The following is a 24,518-nucleotide window of genomic DNA, read 5'->3' as shown; positions in this document are numbered from 1 at the left end:
CTTTTCTTAGGGGGCTTTGGCCCCCTTTTTTTACCTGTTGCAGCCCAGTCCTATCCAGAAAAAGATGGATGGATCATAGGACTAGAGGAATAGGTAAGCACATAATCGTTCAGAATAAGCTACACAGTCCCGAAACCACTGCACACAACGTGCTTCGCTGTCCATATAAGGCTCCGGATCTCAGTCTCGAACTGGTGCCAAAGCAGGGGTGCATCTCATGGCCATCCAGTCGGTAGAAAATGTACAGATCAATTTATTCCAGGATACAGCAGCCGAGAATCGTGCCAATCAGTTGATGGCAACCATGGACCAGATCAATGTCCGCTTTGGCAGAGGCAGCCTGCAGCCGGGCATAGCCGGAACCAAGGCACCCATGGAATGGGCCATGAAAAGGGAGAATAAATATCCTGCCTACACGACACGATGGGCGGAATTGGCTGCGGTAACGCTGGAATAAAGAAAGAAGAAATCTCTTCGGTTAGTGCTGAGGGACGGGTACACCATACATGAACTACTGGTAAGCAGCGGGAGTGGTCGTTCCTAGCCAGCTTGGGGAGGAGTAATATCAGTAGACTGCCGACCGTCAGGGCCGGGGCCCTACGGCATTAGGGTAGCGGGAGCAGACAAGTATTTTCCAATCCATAAATGAGTCTGGGAAGTGGTTGTAGAGAATGCCCTGTCAACCGGTTTTCGGTGGCCGTCCATGGATCGTTTTGAATAGTCTTTGACGGGCCTTCTGGAGCTGGTCCGCCGCCTGGTTGTCGCTGATCTGGTAAGCGAGCTGGTCGAGTATTTCAAAGGTTACGCCGGGTTTCAAATAGCTTTCTGCCTGGGGCAATGATTTGAGCTTGTCATAAGGCGTCATCATGTTCTCATAGGGGTAGAGTTTACGTTGTTTGCCTTTGGCATCAGTGTGGGTTTCCGGGAAGAAGCAGGGACGGTGGAAGTTGATATAGGGATTGAGGTGCTGTTGGTTGAAGGCGTTGATCAGTGCCGCCCAGCGTTGAGGAATATGGCTGTACCCGAACAGCTTTCTCACCACAGTGCCGTTTTTGCTTTCGGCCAGGGCGTTGTCATTGGAATGACGTGAGCGGGACTTAGTGAACTCGATGCGCAGTTTCTCCAGCAGCCCAGCGACCCGTCTGTTGATGTATTCCGAGCCGTTGTCGGAGTGGAAGCCGAGCACGGTAAAGGGGAAACTGTCCAACAGCTGCTCCAGAGCTGGAATAAGGTGGTGCTCGCTAATTTTCTCGACGCTCACGACGATCTCGAACTGGGTGTGTTCATCCACCGCGTTGATGTGATACACGCCTTTCTGTTTGTCCAGGTCGCCTTGATGGACCGTGTCGATGCGGATATAGCCGGGCTGGCCGTTGGGCTGGGGTTTGCGCCGCTCGCCGATGGTTGATGCTTTGGGTCGGGTCTTTGCAAAGTGGCAGCGCTGGCAGGTGTAGGTGGTGGATTTTCTCAGGTTATACAGGTGGCTCACGGAGATCGCGGCCAGCCGCTCGTACTCGGCCTGACCGAAGACCGTGCAGGCCCGTTCACACAGCTTCTTGATGGCCTGACCGCAGGGCGTGTCGTGGCGCTCATCCATCGCCGCCAGCAGGCGGATATCCTCGGCGGTGTACTGGTGCTGGAAACCAGCCACCGTGCGCTGGCGGCGCTGTAACCGACCGTGTTGGCGATACTGGGCAATCAGCCGGGTGATCTGCTGACGGGAGTAACCACTGACCTTCATCAGATAGCGGATCACCACCCCTCTGGCGGGGCGGGGCAACGTCACATACCGGAACTTGACCAGTTCCCCCTGAATCCAGCGGTAGCAAGTGTCCTTGTCGCCCATGACCGAAAAGGCCACCGCCTGGGTACCGGACAGAAAGGTCTCGAGTTGTTCAATCGTTTTTAACTCTTCAAGTTTCATGATGGCTTTCATCCCTCCATCATGAACGGAACCCAATTCCGTTGCAGCTCACTCCAGACGCATTTCATGTTAGAAACACGTTCCACCCTTCAGACTCATTTCATATTGGACAAGGCTGACATTCCCAGATAGCCTGGGAAAGACTATTATTGATCAGGGACGGTCGGTCGCTAATCATTCCCTTGGCTGCAACCATCCGAAGGACTGCTGCACATAGTAATCCGCCGGAAAGCCTTTGATACTGAGTAGCTGATTCAAAATGCTTTGCTATAGCCACTGTGGGGTGCCCGTTTAAATTTCTGGCACCGCCCATCATGAAACATCCCGCCTCAAGGAGACCCGCTTGCAGGACCTGGACGATCGGGCACAAAAGCTAAGAGAAATTTTTCAAGATTCCGTCACAGCCGTGCCAATGGCAGATGAAGCCGCCGCGAATGAGGCTTTGGAAGCCTATCAGAGCCTTCAACAAGCATCGGATCACCTCTTCGATTTATTGATCATATTGGACAATACGGGTCAAACGGTTGGCACCGTGCGCGCCCTAGCCAATCATTTTTTTTTGGCTAATGTGCTGGATATGGTGAGCATACCGATCGCCGAGGCACTCAACAACATTGCCGCTTGCCTGCCCGGGATAGCTCAGCCCGACGGAAAGAGGATTCCGTCCGGGCCCGTTCAACCAGGCGCACCCCCTTCTCCGCAAGTCACCGCCTTCGTGAGGACACTCGACCATGAGTCGGCCTGGCTGGAAGCCATGCTCATCGGACGCGCCTTCACGGTCCTCAAGCGATTTCCATTCCAGAATGCTCGCACGACAGCAGTTGCGGGCGCAGCGACTCGGATCAAACGGCTCGGCTACGACTTTTCAATTCGCTCAGGGCGATACCAGATCAGGGATGAGGTTACCGAGAACATCGTCGGCCAAATTCAGAAATGCCTCCGTGTCCTAGGCTGCCTCAATGCGCTCTCGAACATCATGCAGGTTGCCCTTAATGTCCACCCCTACGAGTACGAGCAAATTTTATTTGGCAGGAAATACGTCATAGGGTTTGGCGACCGACCGCCGGAGTTGCCGATTGGACTGCTCTATAACATTGCTGTCAAGCTACCGGCCCAAGGAACCAATGTCCACAATCCCAAGCGCTTCTGGGACAAGGCCGTCAGCCTGGCGCGTGATCTCGTGGCGATGCTCGATCTCGAACCCTATTCACAATTTGCTTTTCTGGGTTTGAATGCCCAAGCCTTGGAGGATGGACTGCGAGAGGTTGCTCACTACGACCACTGCTTCTCTCTTCGTCAGTGGCATCTCAGCTTCACGCCCGAGTTTCTCACCGTTTTTTTCGGCGAAAGCTTCGATGTCTGCATGAAACAACGGCTCGGCTGGAATGTTGCGGATGCGGTGCAGCTGGCTCGGGTTCTCAAAGCTCATGCCAGACCGGGCACTCAGGTCGTACCGATCGCCGCTTTGGTTGCAACCGGCTTCGACCTGGGGCTTTTCAAATCCATGTTACAGTTCTTCGCGTATAGAGAGGGAGAGGCCAACAAATACTATCGCTCTCCCTTTGGAGCTGCGGGTCCTGACGTAATCTTCAAGCCACTCATTTTGCTCAAGGAAGACAGCGTCGTTCTGCCGGCGGCCTCGGTATTGGGCCCAGCCCTGTTCGAAGCCACATTCACAGCTTGGAAAATCATCAAGACCGACCAGGAAATCGCTAGCCTGAGAGGCAATGCAGCAGAGCGGCTGACGAAATACCTATTCGCCAAACACGGCTTTCAACCGAGCTTCGAGAACGCGCTCTATGATCTGGGTGAACAAGGTGCCGGCGAGTGCGATCTCGTTTTCGAGGATGAGGAAAATATCATCCTTGTCGAGTGCAAAGCTAAGGCGCTGACCAGGGGCGCCATGACCGGCATGCAGGGCGATGCGTTACTCGATTTTGCGAGTGGTTTGTTTGCGCCTCAAGCGCAGGCTCTCAGGCATGAGCGGATTTTGCGGAGTGCGGGCTCGATACATTTCCACGATGGGACAAGGCTTGAGCTTCGAGACCGGCACATCACGCGCCTCACCGCGACCCTGTTGGATCACGGCGCGCTCCAAGATCGGTCGATGCTTAGGAACGTCTATAACGCATTGTTGTCGGCTCAATTCACCTGCGATCCCGGCTATACGAAAAAAAGGCAAGTCGCGGAATTCAACACAAATCTGCGCTTGTTTCAGGAGGAGACACGCCTGCTTGAGGCGGCAGGCCAACACATCAACGCCCATCCGCTCAATGCCGCTTCCGCGAGCGTGGCCCAGCTCGACGTCCTATTGGAAGGGGTGCAATCGCTTACTGAGGTGAGGACGAGGCTATCGATTCCCATGACGTTCTCGACCTTCAATGTGCTGCTGGAGCACTACCACCATCAGAAGATGCGCAGCCAAGGTCAGCCTTCTTAACGTCGGCAATGGCCGATGACTTGCGAGCTATGCTCGAAAGTGGTGTACGGGCGCGTTACAACTGGCTTGAATGAGGTGGCGTACTGTTGCTACAAAGGGTTTCCGACTCAAAGAGCAACATAAGGAGTACGCCGTGGAAAAGAATACCGTAATAGCAGGTGGGATGGGAGAGTTGGGTCTGGGCATTGAAGGGATACTTCGACGCGCGGCACGCTCTCTGATTGAGCAGGCCATAGAGGCAGAGGTGGCGGTATTGCTGGAAGAATTTGCGACAGTGCGGATGGTTGATGGGCGTCAGGCGGTCGTGCGTAATGGGCATCTGCCGGAGCGCGAGATCATGACCGCTCTGGGTCCGGTACCCGTCAAAGTACCCAAGGTGCGGGACCGCTCAGGATCGGGGATCAAATTCAATTCGGTACTGGCGCCTCCGTATGTACGCAAATCACGAACGGTAGCCGCTACAGTACCTTGGCTCTATCTGCATGGGGTGTCTTCCGGCCACATGCAGGAAGCCCTTTCCATTTTGCTGGGTGATGAGGCCAAGGGACTTTCACCTGCGGTGTTGGGACGTCTCAAGGCGGAGTGGGCGCAAGAGTATGCCCATTGGCAACACCGCTCCCTACAGGGAAAGCGCTATGCTTACTGGTGGGTAGACGGTATTTATACGAACCTCCGTGCGGAGGAGGATCCGCGTATCTGCCTGCTGGTGATTATCGGCGTGACGGCAGAGGGCAAGAAAGAGCTGGTCAGTGTCGGTGACGGCCTGCGCGAATCCAAAGCTTCCTGGCTGGAGATCCTGCGTGACCTGCAGGCGCGCGGTCTGGAGGCGGCCCCTTTGCTCGCCATTGGGGATGGTGCCATGGGGTTTTGGGCCGCACTGGATGAAGCCTATCCCGAAACTGGTCAGCAACGCTGCTGGGTGCATAAGACCGCCAACATTCTCAACGAACTTCCCAAAGCCCAACAGAGCAAAGCCAAGGCAGCGTTGCAGGAAATCTGGATGGCCGCCAATCGCCAGGCTGCGGAAAAAGCACTGGACGTGTTTGTGCGCAATTACCAGGCAAAGTATCCCAAGGCCGTGGCTAAACTGGAAAAAGATCGGGCTGAATTGCTCGCTTTCTATGATTTTCCAGCCGAACACTGGCGGCATATCCGGACCACCAATGCCATTGAGTCCACCTTCGCTACGGTACGCCACCGGACTACCCGGACGAAGAACTGTGTATCACGCAGCAGCTTTCTGGGATTGGGTTTCAAGATGCTGCAGCAGGCTGAAAAACGCTGGATTGGGATTTATGCTCCAGAGAAAGTCCTGCAGCTTTTTGCAGGGGTGAAATTTATCGATGGCTTACCGGCTAACCTCACCCTGCCGGATGATCAACAGACCGCCGCCTGATCTATGTCAGAAAATGCTCATACACCAGATTTGACTATAGCTCATGACTTGCCGGTGAGCAGTCGCCTGAAATGACCGTGGTACTATTGGGGTATAAGAAGAAAACGGCTATTTTGCCTAAGTCCAGCAGCAGCTTACCGTCAACGGTCCGCCACTTCACCGTCCGATAATCCAGAGCATACCCCGAATTGCGCGGCCATCGTCTGAAAACCAGCCCGTGTACTCTCCATTTACTCCCTTCCCGACCTTCCGGCACGCCGGAAGGTCGCCGCAGCTCACGGCACAGCGTCTTGTGGTCGGTTGTTTTGTCAGGCGAACAGACTCGTGGGCGTTGTCTGACTCTCAGGCAGGGGCGGGGCTTGTCTGCGTATGCCCTTTGCTTCAGGTGATAGAGAATCCTTCGGACATAGGCACAGTGTAGTCCGCCATGCGGCGCTTTGCGGTCGTGCGCGGAAATGGTGTATGTAGGTGGCACTGTCGATCGGAAGCTGTCCATTGATCATCGGCAATGAATGTCCCCATTCAGTCTGGACTGGTCCTTCACTAGCAAAGAAACTACCGTCTTCCAACCCACGGCTGTTATCCGCCATACAGGCGGCTTAGAAGCGTGATATCGGTGTGCCTATACTGATGCATGCTATCCGCCGGAAGATACAGTTTAGAGGTAACTGGGTCATATCCAGGCTCAGCGTTATCGGCCGTGTGGGCGGCTTAGTGAGTATGGTCAGCGATATTGATGGCTTTAGACGCGCTGATGGTCACGTTGTGTGAGGGGCGGTAGTCATAGCCCCTCGTTTATTCTGATCAATTTAACGGATCTGACTCGGACGCTTGAAAAAGGGGTTGAAAGAAAGTTATGGTCCGTCTTCAGCTCGGGAAGAGAAGGTCCATAACGGTGTTATATTTAACGCAGGATGAAAAATGGCGGGTCACGTGACAGCTGTGGATCTGCAACGGGCGGAAGAAAGAAAGTCGAAGGGGTTCCTATTGTGGCGACAAGCTCCTCACAGACATTCTTCTTCCAACCCATGGTACAGAAAGTATCGTCAGGGTTTTGGACACTAAGGACATAGATAACAGGGCAGGTAATTCCTCCTGCCAGTTCATCAGCCCCCATTTTCATAGCAACCAAACAAAAATCTGCCAAGATCACTAACTTAACCCTATGAAGATTATACAATCTATTTGTTTTTTATATAAATTAATCAATTACAGTTTTGTCTCATCAGGATCCCCTGATGAGACAATACTGTAATTGATGACGCACCATTTCTGCGTGCTCGGCAACCGCCTCGAAACCCCGGAGTAAGTCTGCCGCTCGTCTAAACCGTAGATGTAAGACCGGAAGGTGTTCTTCCTGCCTGACTGAGCTGAACCAAGCCGAGATAAGGGGCCCCCGAATACCTCTTTTTTTGCCTGTTCTTTTCTCGGTGTGCACCCGATTATGCAGAGCTATGCTCGAAAGTGGTGTACGGGCGCGTTACAACTGGCTTGAATGAGGTGGCGTACTGTTGCTACAAAGGGTTTCCGACTCAAAGAGCAACATAAGGAGTACGCCGTGGAAAAGAATACCGTAATAGCAGGTGGGATGGGAGAGTTGGGTCTGGGCATTGAAGGGATACTTCGACGCGCGGCACGCTCTCTGATTGAGCAGGCCATAGAGGCAGAGGTGGCGGTATTGCTGGAAGAATTTGCGACGGTGCGGATGGTTGATGGGCGTCAGGCGGTCGTGCGTAATGGGCATCTGCCGGAGCGCGAGATCCTGACCGCTCTGGGTCCGGTACCCGTCAAAGTACCCAAGGTGCGGGACCGCTCAGGATCGGGGATCAAATTCAATTCGGTACTGGCGCCTCCGTATGTACGCAAATCACGAACGGTAGCCGCTACAGTACCTTGGCTCTATCTGCATGGGGTGTCTTCCGGCCACATGCAGGAAGCCCTTTCCATTTTGCTGGGTGATGAGGCCAAGGGACTTTCACCTGCGGTGTTGGGACGTCTCAAGGCGGAGTGGGCGCAAGAGTATGCCCATTGGCAACACCGCTCCCTACAGGGAAAGCGCTATGCTTACTGGTGGGTAGACGGTATTTATACGAACCTCCGTGCGGAGGAGGATCCGCGTATCTGCCTGCTGGTGATTATCGGCGTGACGGCAGAGGGCAAGAAAGAGCTGGTCAGTGTCAGTGACGGCCTGCGCGAATCCAAAGCTTCCTGGCTGGAGATCCTGCGTGACCTGCAGGCGCGCGGTCTGGAGACGGCCCCTTTGCTCGCCATTGGGGATGGTGCCATGGGGTTTTGGGCCGCACTGGATGAAGCCTATCCCGAAACTGGTCAGCAACGCTGCTGGGTGCATAAGACCGCCAACATTCTCAACGAACTTCCCAAAGCCCAACAGAGCAAAGCCAAGGCAGCGTTGCAGGAAATCTGGATGGCCGCCAATCGCCAGGCTGCGGAAAAAGCACTGGACGTGTTTGTGCGCAATTACCAGGCAAAGTATCCCAAGGCCGTGGCTAAACTGGAAAAAGATCGGGCTGAATTGCTCGCTTTCTATGATTTTCCGGCCGAACACTGGCGGCATATCCGGACCACCAATGCCATTGAGTCCACCTTCGCTACGGTACGCCACCGGACTACCCGGACGAAGAACTGTGTATCACGCAGCAGCTTTCTGGGATTGGGTTTCAAGATGCTGCAGCAGGCTGAAAAACGCTGGATTGGGATTTATGCTCCAGAGAAAGTCCTGCAGCTTTTTGCAGGGGTGAAATTTATCGATGGCTTACCGGCTAACCTCACCCTGCCGGATGATCAACAGACCGCCGCCTGATCTATGTCAGAAAATGCTCATACACCAGATTTGACTATAGCTCGATTATGCATTAGCGTTTTTTTAAAGGTGCGCTGCCCGTCCAGGCTGCTGTGTTTTTTTTGGAGTAGGCTGTTTCTTAAGGGGGCAACTATGGGGGCAACTTAAAAGATGTCATTATTCATCATATTGTTTTAATTAAATATTATTATTAACTTTGATCCTCCTCCGCCCACCAACATTCCAAAGCCCGGACATGCTCCGGGCTTTTTTACGCCCGCGAAGGGCCAGCAGTGGCAGGGTTTCACGGGCGCTGCGAATTTTCGGAAATTGCCGTTGTGTCTTGGAAGTATTACAATTGCCGATACCGTAATACGTCAGGAGTCATCAAATGGCAACCACACTCACCAGCAAGGGACAGGTCACCATCCCCAAGCAGATTCGCGACGCACTGAATCTCGCGCCAGGCTGCTCTGTTGATTTCGCGGTCAATCGCGAAGGCGATGTCGTTATTCACAAGGTCGGTGCCCGGCCCAGCCGCAAGCCGGATCGCTTCGAGATAGCCCGTGGCAGGGCCGACGTAAAGTGGCGCACCGATGAATTGATGGCCCTGCTGCGCGGTGAATAACTGATGCTGCTGGTCGATACCAATGTGCTGGTCGACGTTCTGGAGGACGATCCGGAATGGGCGGACTGGTCCATCGGCCAGCTACGGGCGCAGTCCAAAATTCATCGCCTGGTCATCAATCCGATCATCTATGCCGAACTGTCGTTGACGTTCTCGACGGTCGAAGCCCTGGATCGCACTGTCGATGATCTAGGCCTGGCGGTAATCGAGATTCCCCGGCCCGCGCTGTTTCTGGCTGGCAAGGCATTCGTGCGCTACCGCCGGCAGGGAGGAAAGAAAAACAACGTGCCTGCCGACTTCTTCATCGGCGCCCATGCTGCCGTGGCTGGCTGCCCCGTGCTGACCCGTGACAGGCAGCGATACTCCACGTATTTCTCTGGGGTCAGTCTGGTAAGCCCGGCATCCGGGACGGGCAAGCAAAAAATTCTGAAATAACAGGGGGAACACGTTGTCAGCCATTCACGATCTGATCAGCCCATGAACCATGTAACTCTCGACTACGCCACCCTTGACGTCCTGCGTAACCATCACCCCGCATGGCGCCTGTTGCGTTCAGATCATGCACCGCTGATAGCAAGCTTTTTGCATCGGGTATTCGTAGTGCCCAATGAGCGGGTGATGGCAGCGGCGGATTTGGCCGAAGCACTGGAAGATGAGTTGTATGCCTTACGCCTGCATCTGGGTGAGGCTGCATTCCCCAAGCCTGCACTGGAATACCTGAACGACTGGGCAGAACCCGATAAGGGCTGGCTGCGCAAGTTCTACCGCATGGGCACGGACGAGGCGCAGTTTGATCTGACCCCCGCTACCGAAAAGGCTATTGCCTGGTTGACGCAACTCAGTGAACGGCAATTTGTCGGAACCGAATCGCGCTTGCTTACCCTCTTTGACCTGCTCAAGCAGATGAGCGAGGGCAGCGAAGCCGACCCTGCCAAACGCATTGCCGAGTTGCACAAAAAGCGTGACGCCATTGATGCCGAGATTGCAAAGGTGCTTGCGGGCGAGGTATCACTGCTGGATGACACAGCGGTGAAGGACCGTTTTCAGCAATTCATGCAGGGCGCACGCGAGTTACTCACCGATTTTCGCGAGGTGGAGCACAATTTCCGCCAGTTGGATCGCCGCGTGCGTGAGCGCATTGCGCTATGGGAAGGCAGCAAAGGGGCGTTGCTGGAAGACATCATGGGTGAGCGCGATGCTATTGGTGATTCCGACCAGGGCAAGAGTTTCCGTGCCCTTTGGGATTTTCTGTTATCCAGCCGTCGGCAGGAAGAATTGACCAATCTGCTGGATCAGGTACTGGCACTACCCGCTGTGGCGGAACTGAACCCGGACACCCGGACTCGCCGGGTACACTACGACTGGATGGAAGCTGGTGAACAGACCCAGCGTACCGTCGCCGCCTTGTCCCAGCAATTACGCCGCTTTCTGGATGACCAGGCCTGGCTGGAAAACCGCCGCATCATGGATATTTTGCATGGTATTGAAAGCAAGGCGCTGGCGCTGCGCAGCATCGCTCCGACCGGCACGGTGATGGAAATGGCTGCAGCCAGCGCGGATGTTGTGCTGGCGATGGAACGGCCACTGTTCACTCCGGCCAGCAAACCAATGATTACCGAAATCATCCTCCAGGCTGGCGATGAAAACATTGATCCCTCCAGACTTTTTGAACAGGTCGTCGTCGATAAGGCTCGGCTAACCCGCCATATTCGCAACACTTTGCAAGACCACACCCAGATCAGCTTGCGCGAACTGGTCACTAATCAGCCCTTGCAACAAGGGCTGGCTGAATTAATTGCCTACCTGCAATTGGGCAGTGAAGTGTTCAGCAGCGTAGTGGATGAAGACACGACTGAATCCATCCACTGGCAGACAGCGGATATGGAAGGGCAAACACTTATCCGCAGCGCGCGACTACCCCGCGTGATTTTCATGCGCTGAACAAGCATCGAGGCAAGAAATGGAAGTGGAATATTTGAACATAACCCAGGCTACACCGGCTGCTCCGCCTGCTGACTTGTCGGTGCTGTTGATTGGCCTGCTCAAAGGCGTGCTTTACCGTGAAAATGACGAGCGCCAATGGGCCGCACTGTTGCAGCTACAAGTGCGGGTGCGTGATTATGTGGCAGTGCTCAATCTCGACCTGGTACTGGATGAGGCTGAAGGCTATGCCTTCCTGAAAAGCCGCCCCGAACCCACTGAGGATGATCCCTCCCCGCGTTTACCACGTCTGGTGGCCCGTCGACCATTATCATTTGCCGTAAGTTTACTGCTTGCCTTGCTGCGCAAAAAACTGGCCGAATTTGATGCTGGTGGGGGTGATACGCGACTGGTCCTGTCCCGCGATGACATCGTGGATCTGGTGCGGGTATTTCTGCCCGATGGCCCGAATGAAGCCAGGCTGATTGACCAGATTGAAACCACCATCAACAAAGTCGTCGAACTGGGCTTTCTACAAAAACTCAAAACGGCTGGTGGCGCTACCGCTGGACCAGCCAATTATGAGGTGCGGCGCATTCTGAAGGCCTTTGTAGACGCCCAATGGCTGGCCGAACTGGATGAACGTCTGGCCAGTTACCAGGGGCAACTGGCTGGCAAGACCGGCAGCAGGGAAGAAATTGATCATGAATGATCCACAATTATTGAACCTCGACTTCTGTGCTGATGACACCCTGTCAGGATTCCGGCTGACCAGGCTGGAAGTGTTTAACTGGGGCACCTTTGACAGCCGGGTCTGGACGCTGCAACTGGATGGCAAAAACGGACTGCTGACCGGTGATATCGGTTCGGGTAAATCCACCTTGGTGGATGCCATTACTACCCTGCTGGTACCTGCCAACCGGGTCGCCTACAACAAGGCAGCCGGAGCAGACAACAAGGAGCGCACCCTGCGCTCTTATGTGCTTGGGCATTACAAATCCGAGCGCAATGAGATTACCGGAGCAGCCAAACCAGTGAGCCTGCGGGACCAAAATAGCTACTCCGTCATTCTCGGCGTATTCCAGAATGCCGGCTATGCCCAGACGGTGACACTGGCTCAGGTGTTCTGGATGAAAGACGCCCAGGGGCAGCCCGCACGGTTTTTTCTGGGCGCGGAAGGGGCGCTGTCCATTACCGCCGACTTCGCCCAATTCGGATCGGACATCGCTCAATTGCGCAGAAATCTGCGCGCCAAGGGCGCAGAATTACAGGACAGCTTTCCTCCCTATGCGGCATGGTTTCGTCGACGTTTCGGTATTGAAAACGATCAAGCGCTGGAATTGTTCCACCAGACCGTATCGATGAAATCGGTAGGTAACCTGACGGACTTCGTCCGTAGCCATATGCTGGAACCCTTTGCAGTTGACCAGCGCCTACAAGACTTGATCAGTCACTTTGATGATCTCAACCAGGCCCATCAGGCTGTACTGAAAACCCGCCAACAGGTGGAGCTACTCACGCCGCTGATCGCAGACTGCGTTCGCCACAAGGCCATGCAGGCTGAGGCTGACAGCTTGCGGGCCTGCCGGGAAGGTCTGCGCCCCCACTTTGCTGGTCTGAAACTCGGGCTGATCGACAAACGCCTGAGTTCACTGACAGAAGACTGGGATCGGGTGGATGCCCAGATACAAAAACTGAGCGCGTTACATGAAGCGCATGGTCAGCAAGTAGATGAACTGAAGCAGGCTATTAATGCCAATGGTGGTGATCGACTGGAATGGCTGTCCAGCGAAATCCACAAGAAAGAGAAGTCGCGGGATGTACGCAAAGCCAAGGCTGCCCGTTATGCGGAACTGACCGCCGTACTGGGCGAAGCACCCGCCAACGAGGCCGCCGACTTCGCCGTACAACGGGGCAAGTATCAAAGCTGGCGGGAGGAAACCCGCAACAGCGCTGCCGACCTGCAAAACACCCTCACTGAATATGGCGTAACCATGCGCCAGGGCAAGCAGGAGCATGCCCAACAAAGCCTGGAAATCGACAGCCTCAAACGGCGGCGCAGCAACATCGATGATCAACAGATCCAGATTCGTGATGCCCTAAGTGCGGCTTTGAATTTGAATGTGGATGACATGCCTTTCATCGGTGAGTTGATCCAGGTGCGTGACGATGAACGCGATTGGGAAGGCGCAGCCGAACGCTTGTTACGCGGCTTCGGTCTGGCGCTGCTGGTGCCGGATGTACATTACAAGGCAGTGGCAGAGTGGGTGGATGCGGCCCATCTGCGTGGCCGTCTGGTGTACTTTCAGGTGCGCGCACGCAAGACCGCTGAACTGCCGGACCTGCACCGGGACTCCCTGGTCCGCAAACTGACCATCAAGCCCGACTCGCCCTATTATGACTGGCTGGAACGCGAACTGGCCCATCGCTTTGATATGGCCTGTTGTAGTACGCAAGAACAGTTTCGCCGTGAAACACGTGCCATCACTCGCGCAGGTCATATCAAAGACCCAAGTGGCCGGCATGAAAAGGACGACCGTCACCGCATTGATGATCGCAGCCGCTACGTGCTGGGCTGGAGCAATACTGCGAAGATCGCCGCACTGGAAGCCAGACGTCGCCAGCTTGAGGCGCAACTGGCTGAAATTGGCAGTCAGATTGCGTCCATCCAGAAAGAGCGTGATGTGCTCAATGATCGTCTTGATGCCCTGACCCGTCTTGAGGAATTCACCATCTTTGATGAACTGGATTGGGCCAGCGTCGCCACCGAGATCGCCCAGCTGGTGGATGAGCGCCAGCGGCTGGAATCCGCGTCGGATGTGCTCAAACAACTCAACGACAACCTGCATACCCTGCTGAAAACGCAAAAAGAGATGGGGGAAGCGCTGCAGGCGGCCCGCGAAAAGCGCGCCAAAGTAGAGCAGCGGCGCGCCGACGCGCAAGCGTTGCGTCAGCAAACCGAAGCACTGCTTCATGATACGAGCATCGACGACAGCTTGCAGGCAAAACTCGAAGCCATGCGTTCTGAAGCGCTGGGTGAGCACCAACTCAGCATTGAGTCTTGTGATAATCGTGAGCAGGATCTACGCAAATGGCTGCAGGACCGACTCGATGCCGAGCAAAGGCGACTGGCAAACCTTGCTGAGAAAATCATCAAGGCCATGGTTTCCTTCAAAGAGCAGTTCAAGCTCGAAACCGCCGAGATTGATGCGAGTCTTGAGGCGGCTTTTGAATATGAAAACCTGCTGACCCAGTTGAATCGTGACGACCTGCCGCGTTTTGTGACGCGCTTCAAAGAACTGCTCAATGTCAACACCATCAACGAAATTGCCAATTTCAATGCCCAATTGGCCCGCGAGCGCGAAACCATCAAGGAACGTATTGCCCATATCAACCAATCGCTGAGTGAGATCGACTACAATCCCGGCCGTTACATCGTGCTTGAATCACAGCCCAGTCCCGATACAGAAATCCGAGATTTCCAGCAGGAATTACGCGCTTGCACCGAGGGTACCGTCACCGGTTCGGACGACAACCAGTATTCCGAGGCCAAGTTCCTGCAGGTCAAAACCATCATCGACCGCTTCCGGGGCCGAGAGGGTTTGTCGGAGCAGGATCGGCGCTGGACCAGCAAGGTTACCGATGTACGTAACTGGTTCCTCTTCGCTGCCAGTGAGCGCTGGCGGGAAGATAACAGCGAGCACGAGCATTACTCAGACTCCGGCGGTAAGTCAGGCGGGCAAAAGGAGAAACTGGCCTATACCATCCTGGCAGCCAGTTTGGCCTATCAGTTTGGCCTGGAATGGGGCGCAGTGCGTTCCCGTTCTTTCCGTTTTGTGGTCATTGATGAGGCCTTCGGGCGTGGTTCAGATGAATCTGCCCAATATGGCCTGAAATTATTCCAGCAACTCAACCTGCAACTATTGATCGTGACTCCGCTGCAGAAAATCCACATTATCGAACCCTTTGTTTCCAGTGTGGGATTCGTTCATAACGAGGGCGGGCGATCCTCGCAGCTCCGCAATCTCTCCATTGCAGAATATCGGGCGCAGAAAGCCGCCATGACCGCCCAATCTGTGCAGGTGTCAGTGCCGTGACCTGGACTGACCCGCAGCAATTGAAAAAGCAGTTGATGCGGCTCTGGGAACGCGGAGAACTACTGCGCGACGCAGTGACCGGCAGGGAGCGTTTTCCTTTACGCCTGGCTCTCAAAACCCCCAACTCAGCGGACATCACCAATCATTTTGAGGCAGTGCGCGCCTGGGCCACCGAATTGGCATCGACCAAATTCGTGCGGGTGGAGTGGCAGGCGCTTCGCCATCACGTTCAGGGCACGCAGAACTTGCCAGCTTGCGTGTGGGTCGAGACATTGGAAGATGCACTGAATTGCCTGGGCAAGCGCAAAGATTGGAACTGCTTTATTGAGCAGGTTTCCGTCACCCGGCAAACCCATCCCGCCTTGCTGCCCTGGCTGGAAAAACGCCCTCTCCAGGCGCTGGCGCTGTCCGCCGATTGGCCCCGTTTGTTGTCTGTGGTGACCTGGCTGGCCGAACATCCCCGCCCTGGCATCTACTTGCGGCAAGTGGATTTACCCAACGTACACAGCAAATTCATCGAAAATCATCGCGGAGTACTCACCGAGCTACTCGACCTGACCTTGCCAGTAAATGTGGTGGACGTCAGAAAAACCGGCATCAGCCAGTTTGCTGCCCGGTATGGCTTTCTGGAAAAACCAACGCGCATTCGCTTTCGCGTGCTGGACCCCAGGATTTGTATCTTGCCCGGTTTATCATCCCCCGACGTGACGCTGGATGCAGACAGCTTTAGTCGCCTGGATCTGGCTGTGCAGCGGATATTCATTACGGAAAATGAGACCAACTTCCTGGTCTTCCCACCAATGCATCATGCCATCGTGATTTTTGGTGCAGGTTATGGTTGGGATGCACTGGCTCGTAGTCATTGGCTAAACAATTGCGCAATCCATTACTGGGGAGATATTGATACCCATGGTTTTGGCATTCTGGATCAGCTTCGCGGCCACTTTGACCATGTGGATTCTTTCCTGATGGACAGGGCCACGCTGGATGCCCACGCTGCCTTGTGGGGCTGTGAGGACAAGCCCTTGCGGATTGACCTGCACCGACTCACAAGCGCAGAGCAATCCCTCTACGATGACCTGCGCGACGCGCACATTCGCCCTGGACTCAGATTGGAACAGGAACACATCGGTTTCCAGTGGCTGACTGATCACCTTCAACAACTGGATGAAATGACCACACCCAATCCTGGTATTTCCCCTGATCAATATTAGCCTGATCGCCCTGGCAACTACCCACCCCCCTCCCCCTGTGGCAAAATGTCGCAAAAGGAGCATTCATGAACCCCACAGATTCCCATTCCAACAGCCATCCTCTCAACATCAATGGGGTGCAGCGTCACCTTCCCCTGTTCAAGGTACAGCCGGATTTAGCCATTGCTGTCCTCAATATTCTTGGTGATACCGAGCTCACCGAAGCTGCGGCTGCCGCCCTTCAGCAGCGCATGGCGGATATTGATTTTGATGTGATTGTCACCGCCGAGGCCAAGAGCATTCCACTGGCTTATGCACTGTCCGTGCATAGCGGTCGCCCCTATGTGGTGCTTCGCAAAAATTACAAATCCTACATGGGTGAGGCGTTATCGACCGAGACACTGTCCATTACCACCGGCAAAACCCAGACCCTGTACCTGGATGCCAAGGACCGCGCGGCAATTCAGGGCAGGCAGGTAGCCCTGGTGGATGATGTGGTGAGTACCGGCTCTACTTTGGCAGCCATGCGCACGCTAATGGCTCAGGCTGAAGCCGAAGTCGCTGCCGTTGCCGCCATTTGCACCGAGGGCAATGCAGAGCAATGGGCAGAAGTCATCGCGCTGGCCCACCTGCCCGTTTTTCCACTAAGCGCCTGAACGCCTTCCCATGAAAAATAATGCCGTACATGTACTGACGCTGCGCCAGCGTTGTGATCTTGAGTTGCTGCTGACGGGCGCATTTGCGCCACTGACGGGCTTTTTGGATCAGGCCGACTGGCAATCCGTGGTGGAAAATATGCGCCTTCGGGATGGGACACTCTGGCCCATTCCCGTCGTGCTGGATGTTGATGATGCGCTGGGAAGCACTTTGCGCGCGGGTGACCATTTGCGCCTGGAACGCAGTGACGGCACGCCACTCGCCGCCTTGACAGTCTCGGAGTGTTATCAACCGGACAAAAAACTGGAGGCCGAGGCAGTTTATGGCAGCACGGACAGAAACCATCCCGGGGTAGCGGAGCTGTTTGACCGGGGTTCCTGGTATATGGGGGGTACGGTCACACCCTGGGATGCCCAGACACTCAGCCGGGCTGCAGCGGTGGAGTTTCCGCCTGAATATCAGACTCCCGCGCAACTCCGTGCCCAGTGGACGGGACAGCACCCGGTGGTTGCCTTCCAAACCCGTAATCCTCTACATCATGCCCACATTGCCGTCACCCAGGCGGGTCTGGAGCAGGCCGGAACGGGTGCCAAACTTTTGCTGCACCCCGCCATCGGGCCCACCAAACCCGGAGACATAGAGGCCGCCTATCGCATGCGGGTGTACCGCGCCGTACTAGATCATTATCCGCAGGGGCAGGCGCTGCTTTCTCCCCTGCCCTTGGCCATGCGCATGGCCGGGCCCCGCGAGGCTCTGTGGCACGCTCTGATCCGGCGCAATTTTGGTGCGACTCATTTTATTATCGGGCGGGGCCATGCAGACCCTGGTGCTTCTGCTGGTGGCCTGTTTTATCCCACTTTTGCTGCCCAGGAACTATTTGCCCGGCACGCACAGGAAATGGGTATTTCCGGCATATTCCTCCCGGAATTCGCCTACTCTCCCACCCGACGCCAATACGTTCCGGTCAGTGAAGCCAATGGTGAAGCCCTGGCAGGCATCTCGGGGACCGAATTGCGCCGCAAGCTCGCCAACCGCGAGGAAATTCCCGAATGGTTTTCTCCCCCGGAGGTGATCAGAATTTTGCGTCAGGCATATCGTGGCGCGGATCGACGCGGGCTGGTCATCTGGTTTACGGGCCTTTCCGCCAGTGGCAAAAGTACGCTGGCGGGGATGTTGGTGCGACAGCTCGAAGCGGAGGATGAACGTGCGGTAACCATGCTCGACGGCGACATTATCCGCCGTTTTCTGTCCAAGGGCTTAAGCTTCAGTCGCGACGATCGCGATGAAAATATCCGCCGTATTGGTTTTGTCGCCAGTCTGGTGGCACGCCACGGCGGCATTGCGGTGGTAGCAGCCATTTCTCCTTATCGACAGGCACGCGCTGAAGCCCGACGCCTGGTGGAAGAAGCGGGCGGGCTTTTTCTGGAGGTGCATGTAGCGACGCCCCTGGCGCTCTGTGCCGAACGTGACCCCAAGGGGCTTTACGCCAAAGCTTTGCGCGGAGAAATCAAAGGATTTACGGGCGTAGATGATCCCTACGAAGAACCCGAACACCCGGATTGCGTGGTGAATCACGCCCAGCAGGAGCCTGCAGCAGCCCTGGCAGCCCTGATGGATTTGCTGCATCGTTCCGGAGCCGTGAGCGACCACGTTGCCGGGCGCTGAATTCTCACCGCATGGATACCCTGCAACTGGCCGCCGCTGCGCAATTTTTCCAGCAACAGCTGGCAGGACAAAGCATCCATAAAATTAGTTCGGCAGCAGGTGGCCTCCACTTGCACACGGGCAAGCAGACCCTGGTCTGCATGGTTCAGCGTACACCACTGGGGCTCTGGCTGGCTCCAGAAAGTGCTACAACAGAGGAACAGGGCCATCATTGGAGTGCCCCCCTTCAGCAACAGCTTAAAGGCTTTCGGATAGAGCGGATTGCCGTTCCCTGGGCTGACCGGATTGTGCGCATGGACTTCAGTCGGATGCATATCAGCAAGCGGGTAGATCAGCTCAGCCTCATTGCCGAGTGTTTCGGAGGGCGCGGCAACCTGGCTCTGCTGGATGCCCAGGAACAAATTCGCTGGGCCTGGCGTTGGGATAGTCTTGACGGCCCGACCGCACCCCGTTTCCTCCCGGGAATTGTTTACCATCCACCAGAATCTGCTCGTCTGTTTGAAGAATCCCGGTCTGATCTGAGCATCTGGTTACAGTGTATGGCACCACGCTATCGCCCTGACGGTTCGACAGCACAAGCGTTCATGAAGGAGCAATGGGCTGAGCGTTCAGCTTCCAGTTCCTGGTGGCAAGCCAAAACCGAAGCAGGGCAAAATCTGCTTTATCCCTTATGCTTGCCGGACGGCCCGCCCATGCAGGCCAAGGCCCCGGAAATTGCCCTGCAACTCCCGGCATCCACTCTTACTCGGGCGCCATCGCCAGCGGAACACGCGCTCGCCACAGAGAAAAATCGCCTGCAGCAACGCATCCAGAAAATGCGCCACGATCTGCAGCAGTGGGAAGCCCCCGAATACTACAGGACATTGGCCTTTGCCCTGTTTGCCGTACCGGACTCCACCGCCCGAGCCGCCAGCATTCAGGCTATCGATCATACCCATGGGGATGGCAGGTTGCTGGAGATCGCTGTCACACCAGGCAAGTCGCTGCACCAGCAAGCCCAGAAATACATGAAGAAAGCTCTGCGCAGCCAACGTGCCGTTCAGAAAATTCAGCAGCGTCTGCAGGACAGTGAAAAGCTGCTCGACGAATTGCTGCCCAAGGGACAGGGCGCACTCCCGCTGGCGCACAGGCTTCCGCAAACGCAAAATGCACCCGTTCGACATAAATGCCAGGAGCGAACAACGCGCCGGTTGGCAGAGCCTTTTCACCACACGATGATTGCGGGATTCGACATTTTTTGGGGAAATAATGCCCGGGAAAATGATCGCCTCACCTTTCGTTTCGCCAAAAGCTGGGATATCTGGTTTCATGTGCAGGACCTGGGCGGAAGTCATGTGATTCTCCGCAGGGAAAATGCCAGTACCCTGGTCCCGGAACCGGTTATTGCAGCGGCTGCCCGTCTGGCCTTGCAACACAGCCAGTCACGGGCATTGAGTGCCGAAGTGGACTGGACAGAAGTCCGACATGTGCAACGTAAGCCCGGCGCCGGACCGGGTCAGGTTATTTACCGCCATTTTCAGACTATTCGGGTACGTCGCGACGCGCACGATGAGGGGTGATCTTAAAAACGGCAGTTGCCGTGGGTGCTTTGCAGCGACTTTTGTTTCGAGCCGTTGTTGTTCTTGGCAAAGTCCTGCGCCCGTCAGGAGAGCTGTTTGAGCCCGCAGGGCGAGTTCTCTCCTGACAGCAGGATAAGCCTTAGAACAACAGGCAAGGAACAACGGAGCAAAAAGCACCCACGGCAACTGCCGTTTTTAGGTTCATCTGCTCAAGCCGTTCCGATTCGGCATTAAGCCACCTGCATCTTGGAAAAGGTCATTTTTGCCAACTCACAAATGGTCTGGGTACGTAACCAGTCCACTTCCTGACGACGCAAGTCCGTCCACTGGCGGTGCAAAGGGCAGGCCGTTTCATCCGCGCACACCTTCAAACCCAACACACAATGTGGCGATAAAGGATGCCCCTCAACGGCCTCGACCACATCCATAATATTCAGGGATTCAGCTGCGGGAAGCAGCAAAAATCCCCCTCCCCGGCCTTTTACCGATCCCAGAAATCCGCGCTTGGCGAGGCTCCGCATGATTTTGGTAATACACTGAACGGGAACCCCGAGGTAATCGGCGATTTCACGACTCAGTACCGGCTCTCCGCGTTGTTGTGCGGCAATATATATCAGGCCGCGCAGGGCCTGTTCGGTGGCTTTGCTCAATACCATGGGTTTTCCCCTATTCTTGTACATATAACAAGAGCCGCACATCTTACAGTGCAGCTCTTGATGACAATCATCAAACTACTGCAGAAATGACGGATTGTTTTCTGCAGTGCAGGTTAATTCAGGCAGAATGCGCCTGTGCAGAAGCGGATGAGGTACCACCACCCATCTTCAGAAGATTGCGACGCATGGCCCAGGCCATACCGAACATGGCGGCTGCAAATGCAGCTGAGAACCCGATAATGATCCAGTTGTACACGGAAGGACCGGCATCCGGTGCCAGTGCAAAGATGAATTGCAGGGCAACGGCCAGGGCCAGATAAGCAGTAGAACCGATAATCATCACCGCTTCTTTATTGCGCACATTACGCAGTACCCATATGCCTTCAATCACCCCGACAATCGCCACCCAGGCAAAAATAGTCAGCAATGTGGGTAACAAACTGGCACCCTGTGAAAGAATAATGACCGCAATGCCTGCCGCAATGCCAATGACGGCCTTAATGGCAATCAACACTTTTGGACAGGCGCCACTCCCTTTCTGGGCAAGACGCATTGCCGAGTAACCTCCGTCAAAAAATACATAAATGGCAAAAAACCAAACCAGCAAAGTCATGGTTTCACCAAAAGCGATCAGTGATGCAATTACAAATAATAAGGCGGCAACACCCCTTGCGGCGAGCAACGGCCAGGAGAACAGGGTCAGGCGAGCATGCTGAGTTGATGCTTGTGAATTCATATCGACACCTCTTTTTATCAGATCTATTACACAGCATCATTACTATCGGAATGAAATATTATTCATTCACATGAGATACTGTTATCTAGTTTATAGCTTATGCATTCCCTGATAACAACAATAAATTTTTTAATAGGATTGTGAATATATGAATGTAGAATAAGCAGTATATATTATTATTATAATATAGTTATTTTTTAGAAGTGCTCTACTGCGGCATTTAGTCTTTTAAAATCATGAGCAAATCATTAGGCAACGCCGACCGGAGCGATGCCTAATATAAACAACAATACCTTACAGCTTGGCGTAAGAATGAAGCCCGCCCAGAAAAAGATCAACCCCAATAAAGCAGAACGTCACCGTGACCAGACTGATAGCCGCCCACCAAGCCAGTTTGCGTCCCTTGTTATGTTGCCCGAAGGACTTGTTGCTGCGCATATGCAAATAAGCCGCATAATTCAACCAGACAATCAAAGCCCAGGTTTCCTTGGGATCCCAGGACCAAAAACCGCCCCAGGCTTTGGCGGCCCACACTGCGCCGAGAATAGTACCTGCCGTGAAAAAGAGAAATCCGAACATCACCATAGAACCCATAATGCGTTCCAGCTTGTTCAAGTCCGGAAGACGACGCACCAAAGCACTTCCGGTACGTTCTGCCCGCTCTCTCAACAAATAAGCAACCCCGACCATGGCAGCGAGATAAAAATTGGCATAGGCAACAAATTCACAGGGAACATGCAGTTTTATCCAGAAGCTCTGCAAAGCAGGAATGACGGGCTGAATCTGATTCTGATGATAGGCGACACCCACCCAGACCAGAAAAATATCGGCAACAAGAATCATCGGCATGGCAAAAGCGCCTAGACCCCGATTTTTGCCTTGGCCTTCGTAATACAGGTAAAAAAGTACCGTAGTCGTGCACAAGAGAACCATGGCATCGTACATATTCGTTACCGGAATATGTCCCCAGGACGGATGACCGATGTAAGTTTGCTGCCAACGAATGGCGAGGCCTGCAAAACCCAGAGCTACAGTAATCCAGGCAAAACGATGCCCCCAGTCCCCAGCCGATTGATTACCGCTGAATAAATAACGATAATATCCTATGGCGCTGATCAGTATCGCCCCACTCATCCAGTAAAACATGGCGTTACTTTGGAGCACATAATACAGCAGCACATTATTTGCGGCCGTGTATCCTGACTGATAAAGCGCCACACCAATCGCCGCAATCCCTATAACGGTCAAAAACAGGATTCTGAAGGCCGGCCAGCGGATTCCAAACCACATCAGGCCCACATACCACAGACCCAAAACAATAAACTGCCACATCCAAAAATCGGCCCGAAACAAATACCAGACCAAAAAAGCACCGATGGTCAGAAAAGCTGCCCATAACTGAGCGGCAAGACGCCCTTCAGCACGCATACCACCAAAGGTCAGTAGGTGTCGGATTTCAGAGCTTTCGGTAGACATATATATACTCCTGCAGATGCTGACAGATTAACCTGATCGTTCAGCATCCATTCACATTAAATGAGTTATCAAGGGCGGTAACCAGGCACATTGATTTTGATGCCATTACTGATGTAGGACATAAAATATTCCAGATTGCGATAATTGACGCTTTCCAGTTTTTGCGGCATCGCACCCACTTTTTTGTCACAGCCCTGGAAACGTTTTTCAAAGGTATTGACTGCTCCCCAAGCGGCCCGATAAGTCGGATAATGCGCACTTTGGCCCAACAATGGAGAAATAATCTGGGCTCTCAGATACTTACCAGCATAAGCCACATGACAGGTCGCGCAACTGAAGTTGAGTTGTCCGCGTTTCATGAAGTAATTGGCCTTCCCTTCTTCAAAGGCTTTAACGGCGCCTTGCCCCTGTACTTTGATATCCACCGGCATACCGTTGGACAGCGAAGTAAAGTAGGTATCCAAAGCAATCATGGAGCCGCTCCCATACTTGAGAGGTTGAAGATGATTTTCAACCCGACAACTATTCAAACGCATCTGAGTCGTGACCACCTGACCGGTTTTGTTGTTAAAATACGGATAACTGGCGGCCACACCTTTGCCACCATCCTTAAAGCAGGACGCATAGGTTTTCCCGTCTGGAAATTTTTTCTGCCAGGCGGCCTTACCCTGACTGAGCGTCAGATCTCCCGGATTAAACTGGATGGCCTGCTGATATTGTTGATACATTTCCGGGCTGAAAGCATAACTGCCGAGCGCGTATTTCTGTAAGGACATTTTCGGAAACTGTTCCTTAAAATACTGGTGAAAATCCTTGAGGGTTTGTTCAGGACCCACTTTGGTATTACCCAGGTTCCACCAGTCGATCGCTTCTGCACTCCCTGAGATGCCTACCAGGCTGATCGCGGCAGCAACTATCAATAATTTTTTCATGATTGCACTCCTTTTTGGGATAACGACCTTAGCCCTTTAATGACCATAGGTAATCGGCTACCAACTCCATCTGGTGGTGCGTCAGCACCTTGTTTTTACCAAACTGGGGCATATTGATGTGCGGGATCACTTTTTCCGGGTCATACAAAAAATCTACAAGCTTTTCTTTTGTTTTAAATATGGCTTTAAGGGGCAGAACCGCCAGATCGGGACCTACATCACCCGCCATTTTACCGCCAGGCAACACATGGCAGGCCAAACAATTGCCCTGCGTGCGGTTAAATGCAATGGACTTTCCGGCTGCAATATTTTGCGCATTAGTCATGGGTGCTGCCACAGCGGTAGTTTCAAATCCTATAAAACCAGCAGCGCATGTTATTGCGGCTATGACAACTAATTTTGATGTTTTCATAACGACCTCCTGTTAAAATTCCCAACA

19 protein-coding genes are annotated in these 24,518 nt (G+C 54.1%); 13 read left to right on the top strand and 6 right to left on the bottom strand.

All coding sequences use genetic code 11. The features are described from left to right. The first annotated feature begins 217 nt into the window (after positions 1 to 217). Positions 218 to 457 (top strand): DUF4113 domain-containing protein, encoded by a 240-nt coding sequence (locus GCD22_RS04450; RefSeq protein WP_153940463.1) that lies wholly within the window; start codon positions 218 to 220, stop codon positions 455 to 457. A gap of 222 nt (positions 458 to 679) precedes the next feature. Here GCD22_RS04450 and GCD22_RS04445 read toward each other — a convergent pair whose 3' ends face one another. Then, positions 680 to 1,936 carry a DDE-type integrase/transposase/recombinase gene (locus GCD22_RS04445; protein WP_153940462.1) on the bottom strand — a complete coding sequence of 419 codons (1,257 nt, stop codon included), beginning with the start codon at positions 1,934 to 1,936 and terminating at the stop codon, positions 680 to 682. A gap of 331 nt (positions 1,937 to 2,267) precedes the next feature. Here GCD22_RS04445 and GCD22_RS04440 point away from each other — a divergent pair, with 331 nt between their 5' ends. The 12 genes from GCD22_RS04440 to GCD22_RS04385 all read left to right on the top strand — a co-directional run bounded on the left by GCD22_RS04440 (position 2,268) and on the right by GCD22_RS04385 (position 20,279). Further along, the gene (locus GCD22_RS04440; RefSeq protein ID WP_081577140.1) at positions 2,268 to 4,364 is read left to right on the top strand and encodes a hypothetical protein; all 2,097 of its coding nucleotides are present in this window, start codon (positions 2,268 to 2,270) and stop codon (positions 4,362 to 4,364) included. A 163-nt stretch (positions 4,365 to 4,527) separates the two neighbouring features. Further along, complete coding sequence (locus GCD22_RS04435; RefSeq protein ID WP_425321087.1) at positions 4,528 to 5,760, top strand: IS256 family transposase; 1,233 nt, start codon at positions 4,528 to 4,530, stop codon at positions 5,758 to 5,760. Positions 5,761 to 7,348: 1,588 nt separating this feature from the next. Next, a complete protein-coding gene (locus GCD22_RS04430; RefSeq protein WP_425321085.1) occupies positions 7,349 to 8,581 on the top strand; it encodes an IS256 family transposase in 1,233 nt (410 codons plus the stop codon). Between the two features lie 370 nt (positions 8,582 to 8,951). Beyond that, positions 8,952 to 9,188 carry an AbrB/MazE/SpoVT family DNA-binding domain-containing protein gene (locus GCD22_RS04425; protein WP_010636975.1) on the top strand — a complete coding sequence of 79 codons (237 nt, stop codon included), beginning with the start codon at positions 8,952 to 8,954 and terminating at the stop codon, positions 9,186 to 9,188. Positions 9,189 to 9,191: 3 nt separating this feature from the next. Further along, the gene (locus tag GCD22_RS04420) at positions 9,192 to 9,623 is read left to right on the top strand and encodes a type II toxin-antitoxin system VapC family toxin (RefSeq protein ID WP_031572906.1); all 432 of its coding nucleotides are present in this window, start codon (positions 9,192 to 9,194) and stop codon (positions 9,621 to 9,623) included. 42 nt (positions 9,624 to 9,665) lie between these two features. Continuing rightward, positions 9,666 to 11,129 (top strand): DUF3375 domain-containing protein, encoded by a 1,464-nt coding sequence (locus GCD22_RS04415; RefSeq protein WP_031572908.1) that lies wholly within the window; start codon positions 9,666 to 9,668, stop codon positions 11,127 to 11,129. A gap of 34 nt (positions 11,130 to 11,163) precedes the next feature. Further along, the gene (locus GCD22_RS04410; protein WP_244947578.1) at positions 11,164 to 11,820 is read left to right on the top strand and encodes a DUF4194 domain-containing protein; all 657 of its coding nucleotides are present in this window, start codon (positions 11,164 to 11,166) and stop codon (positions 11,818 to 11,820) included. Continuing rightward, on the top strand, positions 11,813 to 15,205 hold the full coding sequence (locus tag GCD22_RS04405) for an ATP-binding protein (RefSeq protein WP_031572913.1): 3,393 nt from the start codon (positions 11,813 to 11,815) through the stop codon (positions 15,203 to 15,205). The genes GCD22_RS04410 and GCD22_RS04405 overlap by 8 nt, the downstream gene beginning before the upstream one ends. Further along, positions 15,202 to 16,419: a DUF3322 domain-containing protein gene (locus tag GCD22_RS04400; RefSeq protein ID WP_031572916.1), complete on the top strand. Its 1,218-nt coding sequence runs from the start codon at positions 15,202 to 15,204 to the stop codon at positions 16,417 to 16,419. Before GCD22_RS04405 ends, GCD22_RS04400 begins: the two co-directional genes overlap by 4 nt. 65 nt (positions 16,420 to 16,484) lie before the next feature. After that, positions 16,485 to 17,054: a phosphoribosyltransferase family protein gene (locus GCD22_RS04395; protein ID WP_031572919.1), complete on the top strand. Its 570-nt coding sequence runs from the start codon at positions 16,485 to 16,487 to the stop codon at positions 17,052 to 17,054. Between the two features lie 10 nt (positions 17,055 to 17,064). After that, entirely contained in the window at positions 17,065 to 18,720 is a 1,656-nt protein-coding gene (sat, locus tag GCD22_RS04390) for a sulfate adenylyltransferase (protein WP_031572922.1), read from the top strand. Positions 18,721 to 18,731: 11 nt separating this feature from the next. Next, complete coding sequence (locus GCD22_RS04385; RefSeq protein WP_031572923.1) at positions 18,732 to 20,279, top strand: NFACT RNA binding domain-containing protein; 1,548 nt, start codon at positions 18,732 to 18,734, stop codon at positions 20,277 to 20,279. Positions 20,280 to 20,509: 230 nt separating this feature from the next. On the opposite strand, the gene GCD22_RS04380 is transcribed toward GCD22_RS04385, so the two are convergent. The 5 genes from GCD22_RS04380 to soxX all read right to left on the bottom strand — a co-directional run bounded on the left by GCD22_RS04380 (position 20,510) and on the right by soxX (position 24,491). Further along, complete coding sequence (locus GCD22_RS04380) at positions 20,510 to 20,935, bottom strand: RrF2 family transcriptional regulator (RefSeq protein WP_010636822.1); 426 nt, start codon at positions 20,933 to 20,935, stop codon at positions 20,510 to 20,512. A gap of 118 nt (positions 20,936 to 21,053) precedes the next feature. Continuing rightward, positions 21,054 to 21,671: a hypothetical protein gene (locus tag GCD22_RS04375; RefSeq protein ID WP_010636824.1), complete on the bottom strand. Its 618-nt coding sequence runs from the start codon at positions 21,669 to 21,671 to the stop codon at positions 21,054 to 21,056. Between the two features lie 294 nt (positions 21,672 to 21,965). Then, positions 21,966 to 23,147: a c-type cytochrome biogenesis protein CcsB gene (ccsB, locus tag GCD22_RS04370; protein ID WP_024895119.1), complete on the bottom strand. Its 1,182-nt coding sequence runs from the start codon at positions 23,145 to 23,147 to the stop codon at positions 21,966 to 21,968. Positions 23,148 to 23,215: 68 nt separating this feature from the next. Beyond that, the gene (soxA, locus tag GCD22_RS04365; RefSeq protein WP_031569886.1) at positions 23,216 to 24,079 is read right to left on the bottom strand and encodes a sulfur oxidation c-type cytochrome SoxA; all 864 of its coding nucleotides are present in this window, start codon (positions 24,077 to 24,079) and stop codon (positions 23,216 to 23,218) included. Positions 24,080 to 24,107: 28 nt separating this feature from the next. Continuing rightward, positions 24,108 to 24,491, bottom strand: a complete 384-nt coding sequence (gene soxX, locus GCD22_RS04360; RefSeq protein WP_010636830.1) for a sulfur oxidation c-type cytochrome SoxX — start codon at positions 24,489 to 24,491, stop codon at positions 24,108 to 24,110. Between the last annotated feature and the right edge of the window lie 27 nt (positions 24,492 to 24,518).

Origin of the sequence: Acidithiobacillus thiooxidans ATCC 19377 (assembly GCF_009662475.1) — a bacterium.
Lineage (GTDB): Bacteria > Pseudomonadota > Gammaproteobacteria > Acidithiobacillales > Acidithiobacillaceae > Acidithiobacillus > Acidithiobacillus thiooxidans.
Note: the sequence above shows the minus strand (reverse complement) of the source record. Positions and strands in the feature narration are given on the sequence as shown.

Coding starts and splice junctions, on each gene's coding strand:
- GCD22_RS04395 (WP_031572919.1), top strand. CDS start 16,485: ATGAACCCCACAGATTCCCATTCCAACAGCCATCCTCTCAACATCAAT.
- GCD22_RS04405 (WP_031572913.1), top strand. CDS start 11,813: ATGAATGATCCACAATTATTGAACCTCGACTTCTGTGCTGATGACACC.
- GCD22_RS04375 (WP_010636824.1), bottom strand. CDS start 21,671: ATGAATTCACAAGCATCAACTCAGCATGCTCGCCTGACCCTGTTCTCC.
- soxA (WP_031569886.1), bottom strand. CDS start 24,079: ATGAAAAAATTATTGATAGTTGCTGCCGCGATCAGCCTGGTAGGCATC.
- GCD22_RS04430 (WP_425321085.1), top strand. CDS start 7,349: ATGGGAGAGTTGGGTCTGGGCATTGAAGGGATACTTCGACGCGCGGCA.
- ccsB (WP_024895119.1), bottom strand. CDS start 23,147: ATGTCTACCGAAAGCTCTGAAATCCGACACCTACTGACCTTTGGTGGT.
- GCD22_RS04415 (WP_031572908.1), top strand. CDS start 9,666: ATGAACCATGTAACTCTCGACTACGCCACCCTTGACGTCCTGCGTAAC.
- GCD22_RS04385 (WP_031572923.1), top strand. CDS start 18,732: ATGGATACCCTGCAACTGGCCGCCGCTGCGCAATTTTTCCAGCAACAG.
- GCD22_RS04420 (WP_031572906.1), top strand. CDS start 9,192: ATGCTGCTGGTCGATACCAATGTGCTGGTCGACGTTCTGGAGGACGAT.
- GCD22_RS04450 (WP_153940463.1), top strand. CDS start 218: ATGGCCATCCAGTCGGTAGAAAATGTACAGATCAATTTATTCCAGGAT.
- sat (WP_031572922.1), top strand. CDS start 17,065: ATGAAAAATAATGCCGTACATGTACTGACGCTGCGCCAGCGTTGTGAT.
- GCD22_RS04435 (WP_425321087.1), top strand. CDS start 4,528: ATGGGAGAGTTGGGTCTGGGCATTGAAGGGATACTTCGACGCGCGGCA.
- GCD22_RS04425 (WP_010636975.1), top strand. CDS start 8,952: ATGGCAACCACACTCACCAGCAAGGGACAGGTCACCATCCCCAAGCAG.
- GCD22_RS04445 (WP_153940462.1), bottom strand. CDS start 1,936: ATGAAAGCCATCATGAAACTTGAAGAGTTAAAAACGATTGAACAACTC.
- soxX (WP_010636830.1), bottom strand. CDS start 24,491: ATGAAAACATCAAAATTAGTTGTCATAGCCGCAATAACATGCGCTGCT.
- GCD22_RS04380 (WP_010636822.1), bottom strand. CDS start 20,935: ATGGTATTGAGCAAAGCCACCGAACAGGCCCTGCGCGGCCTGATATAT.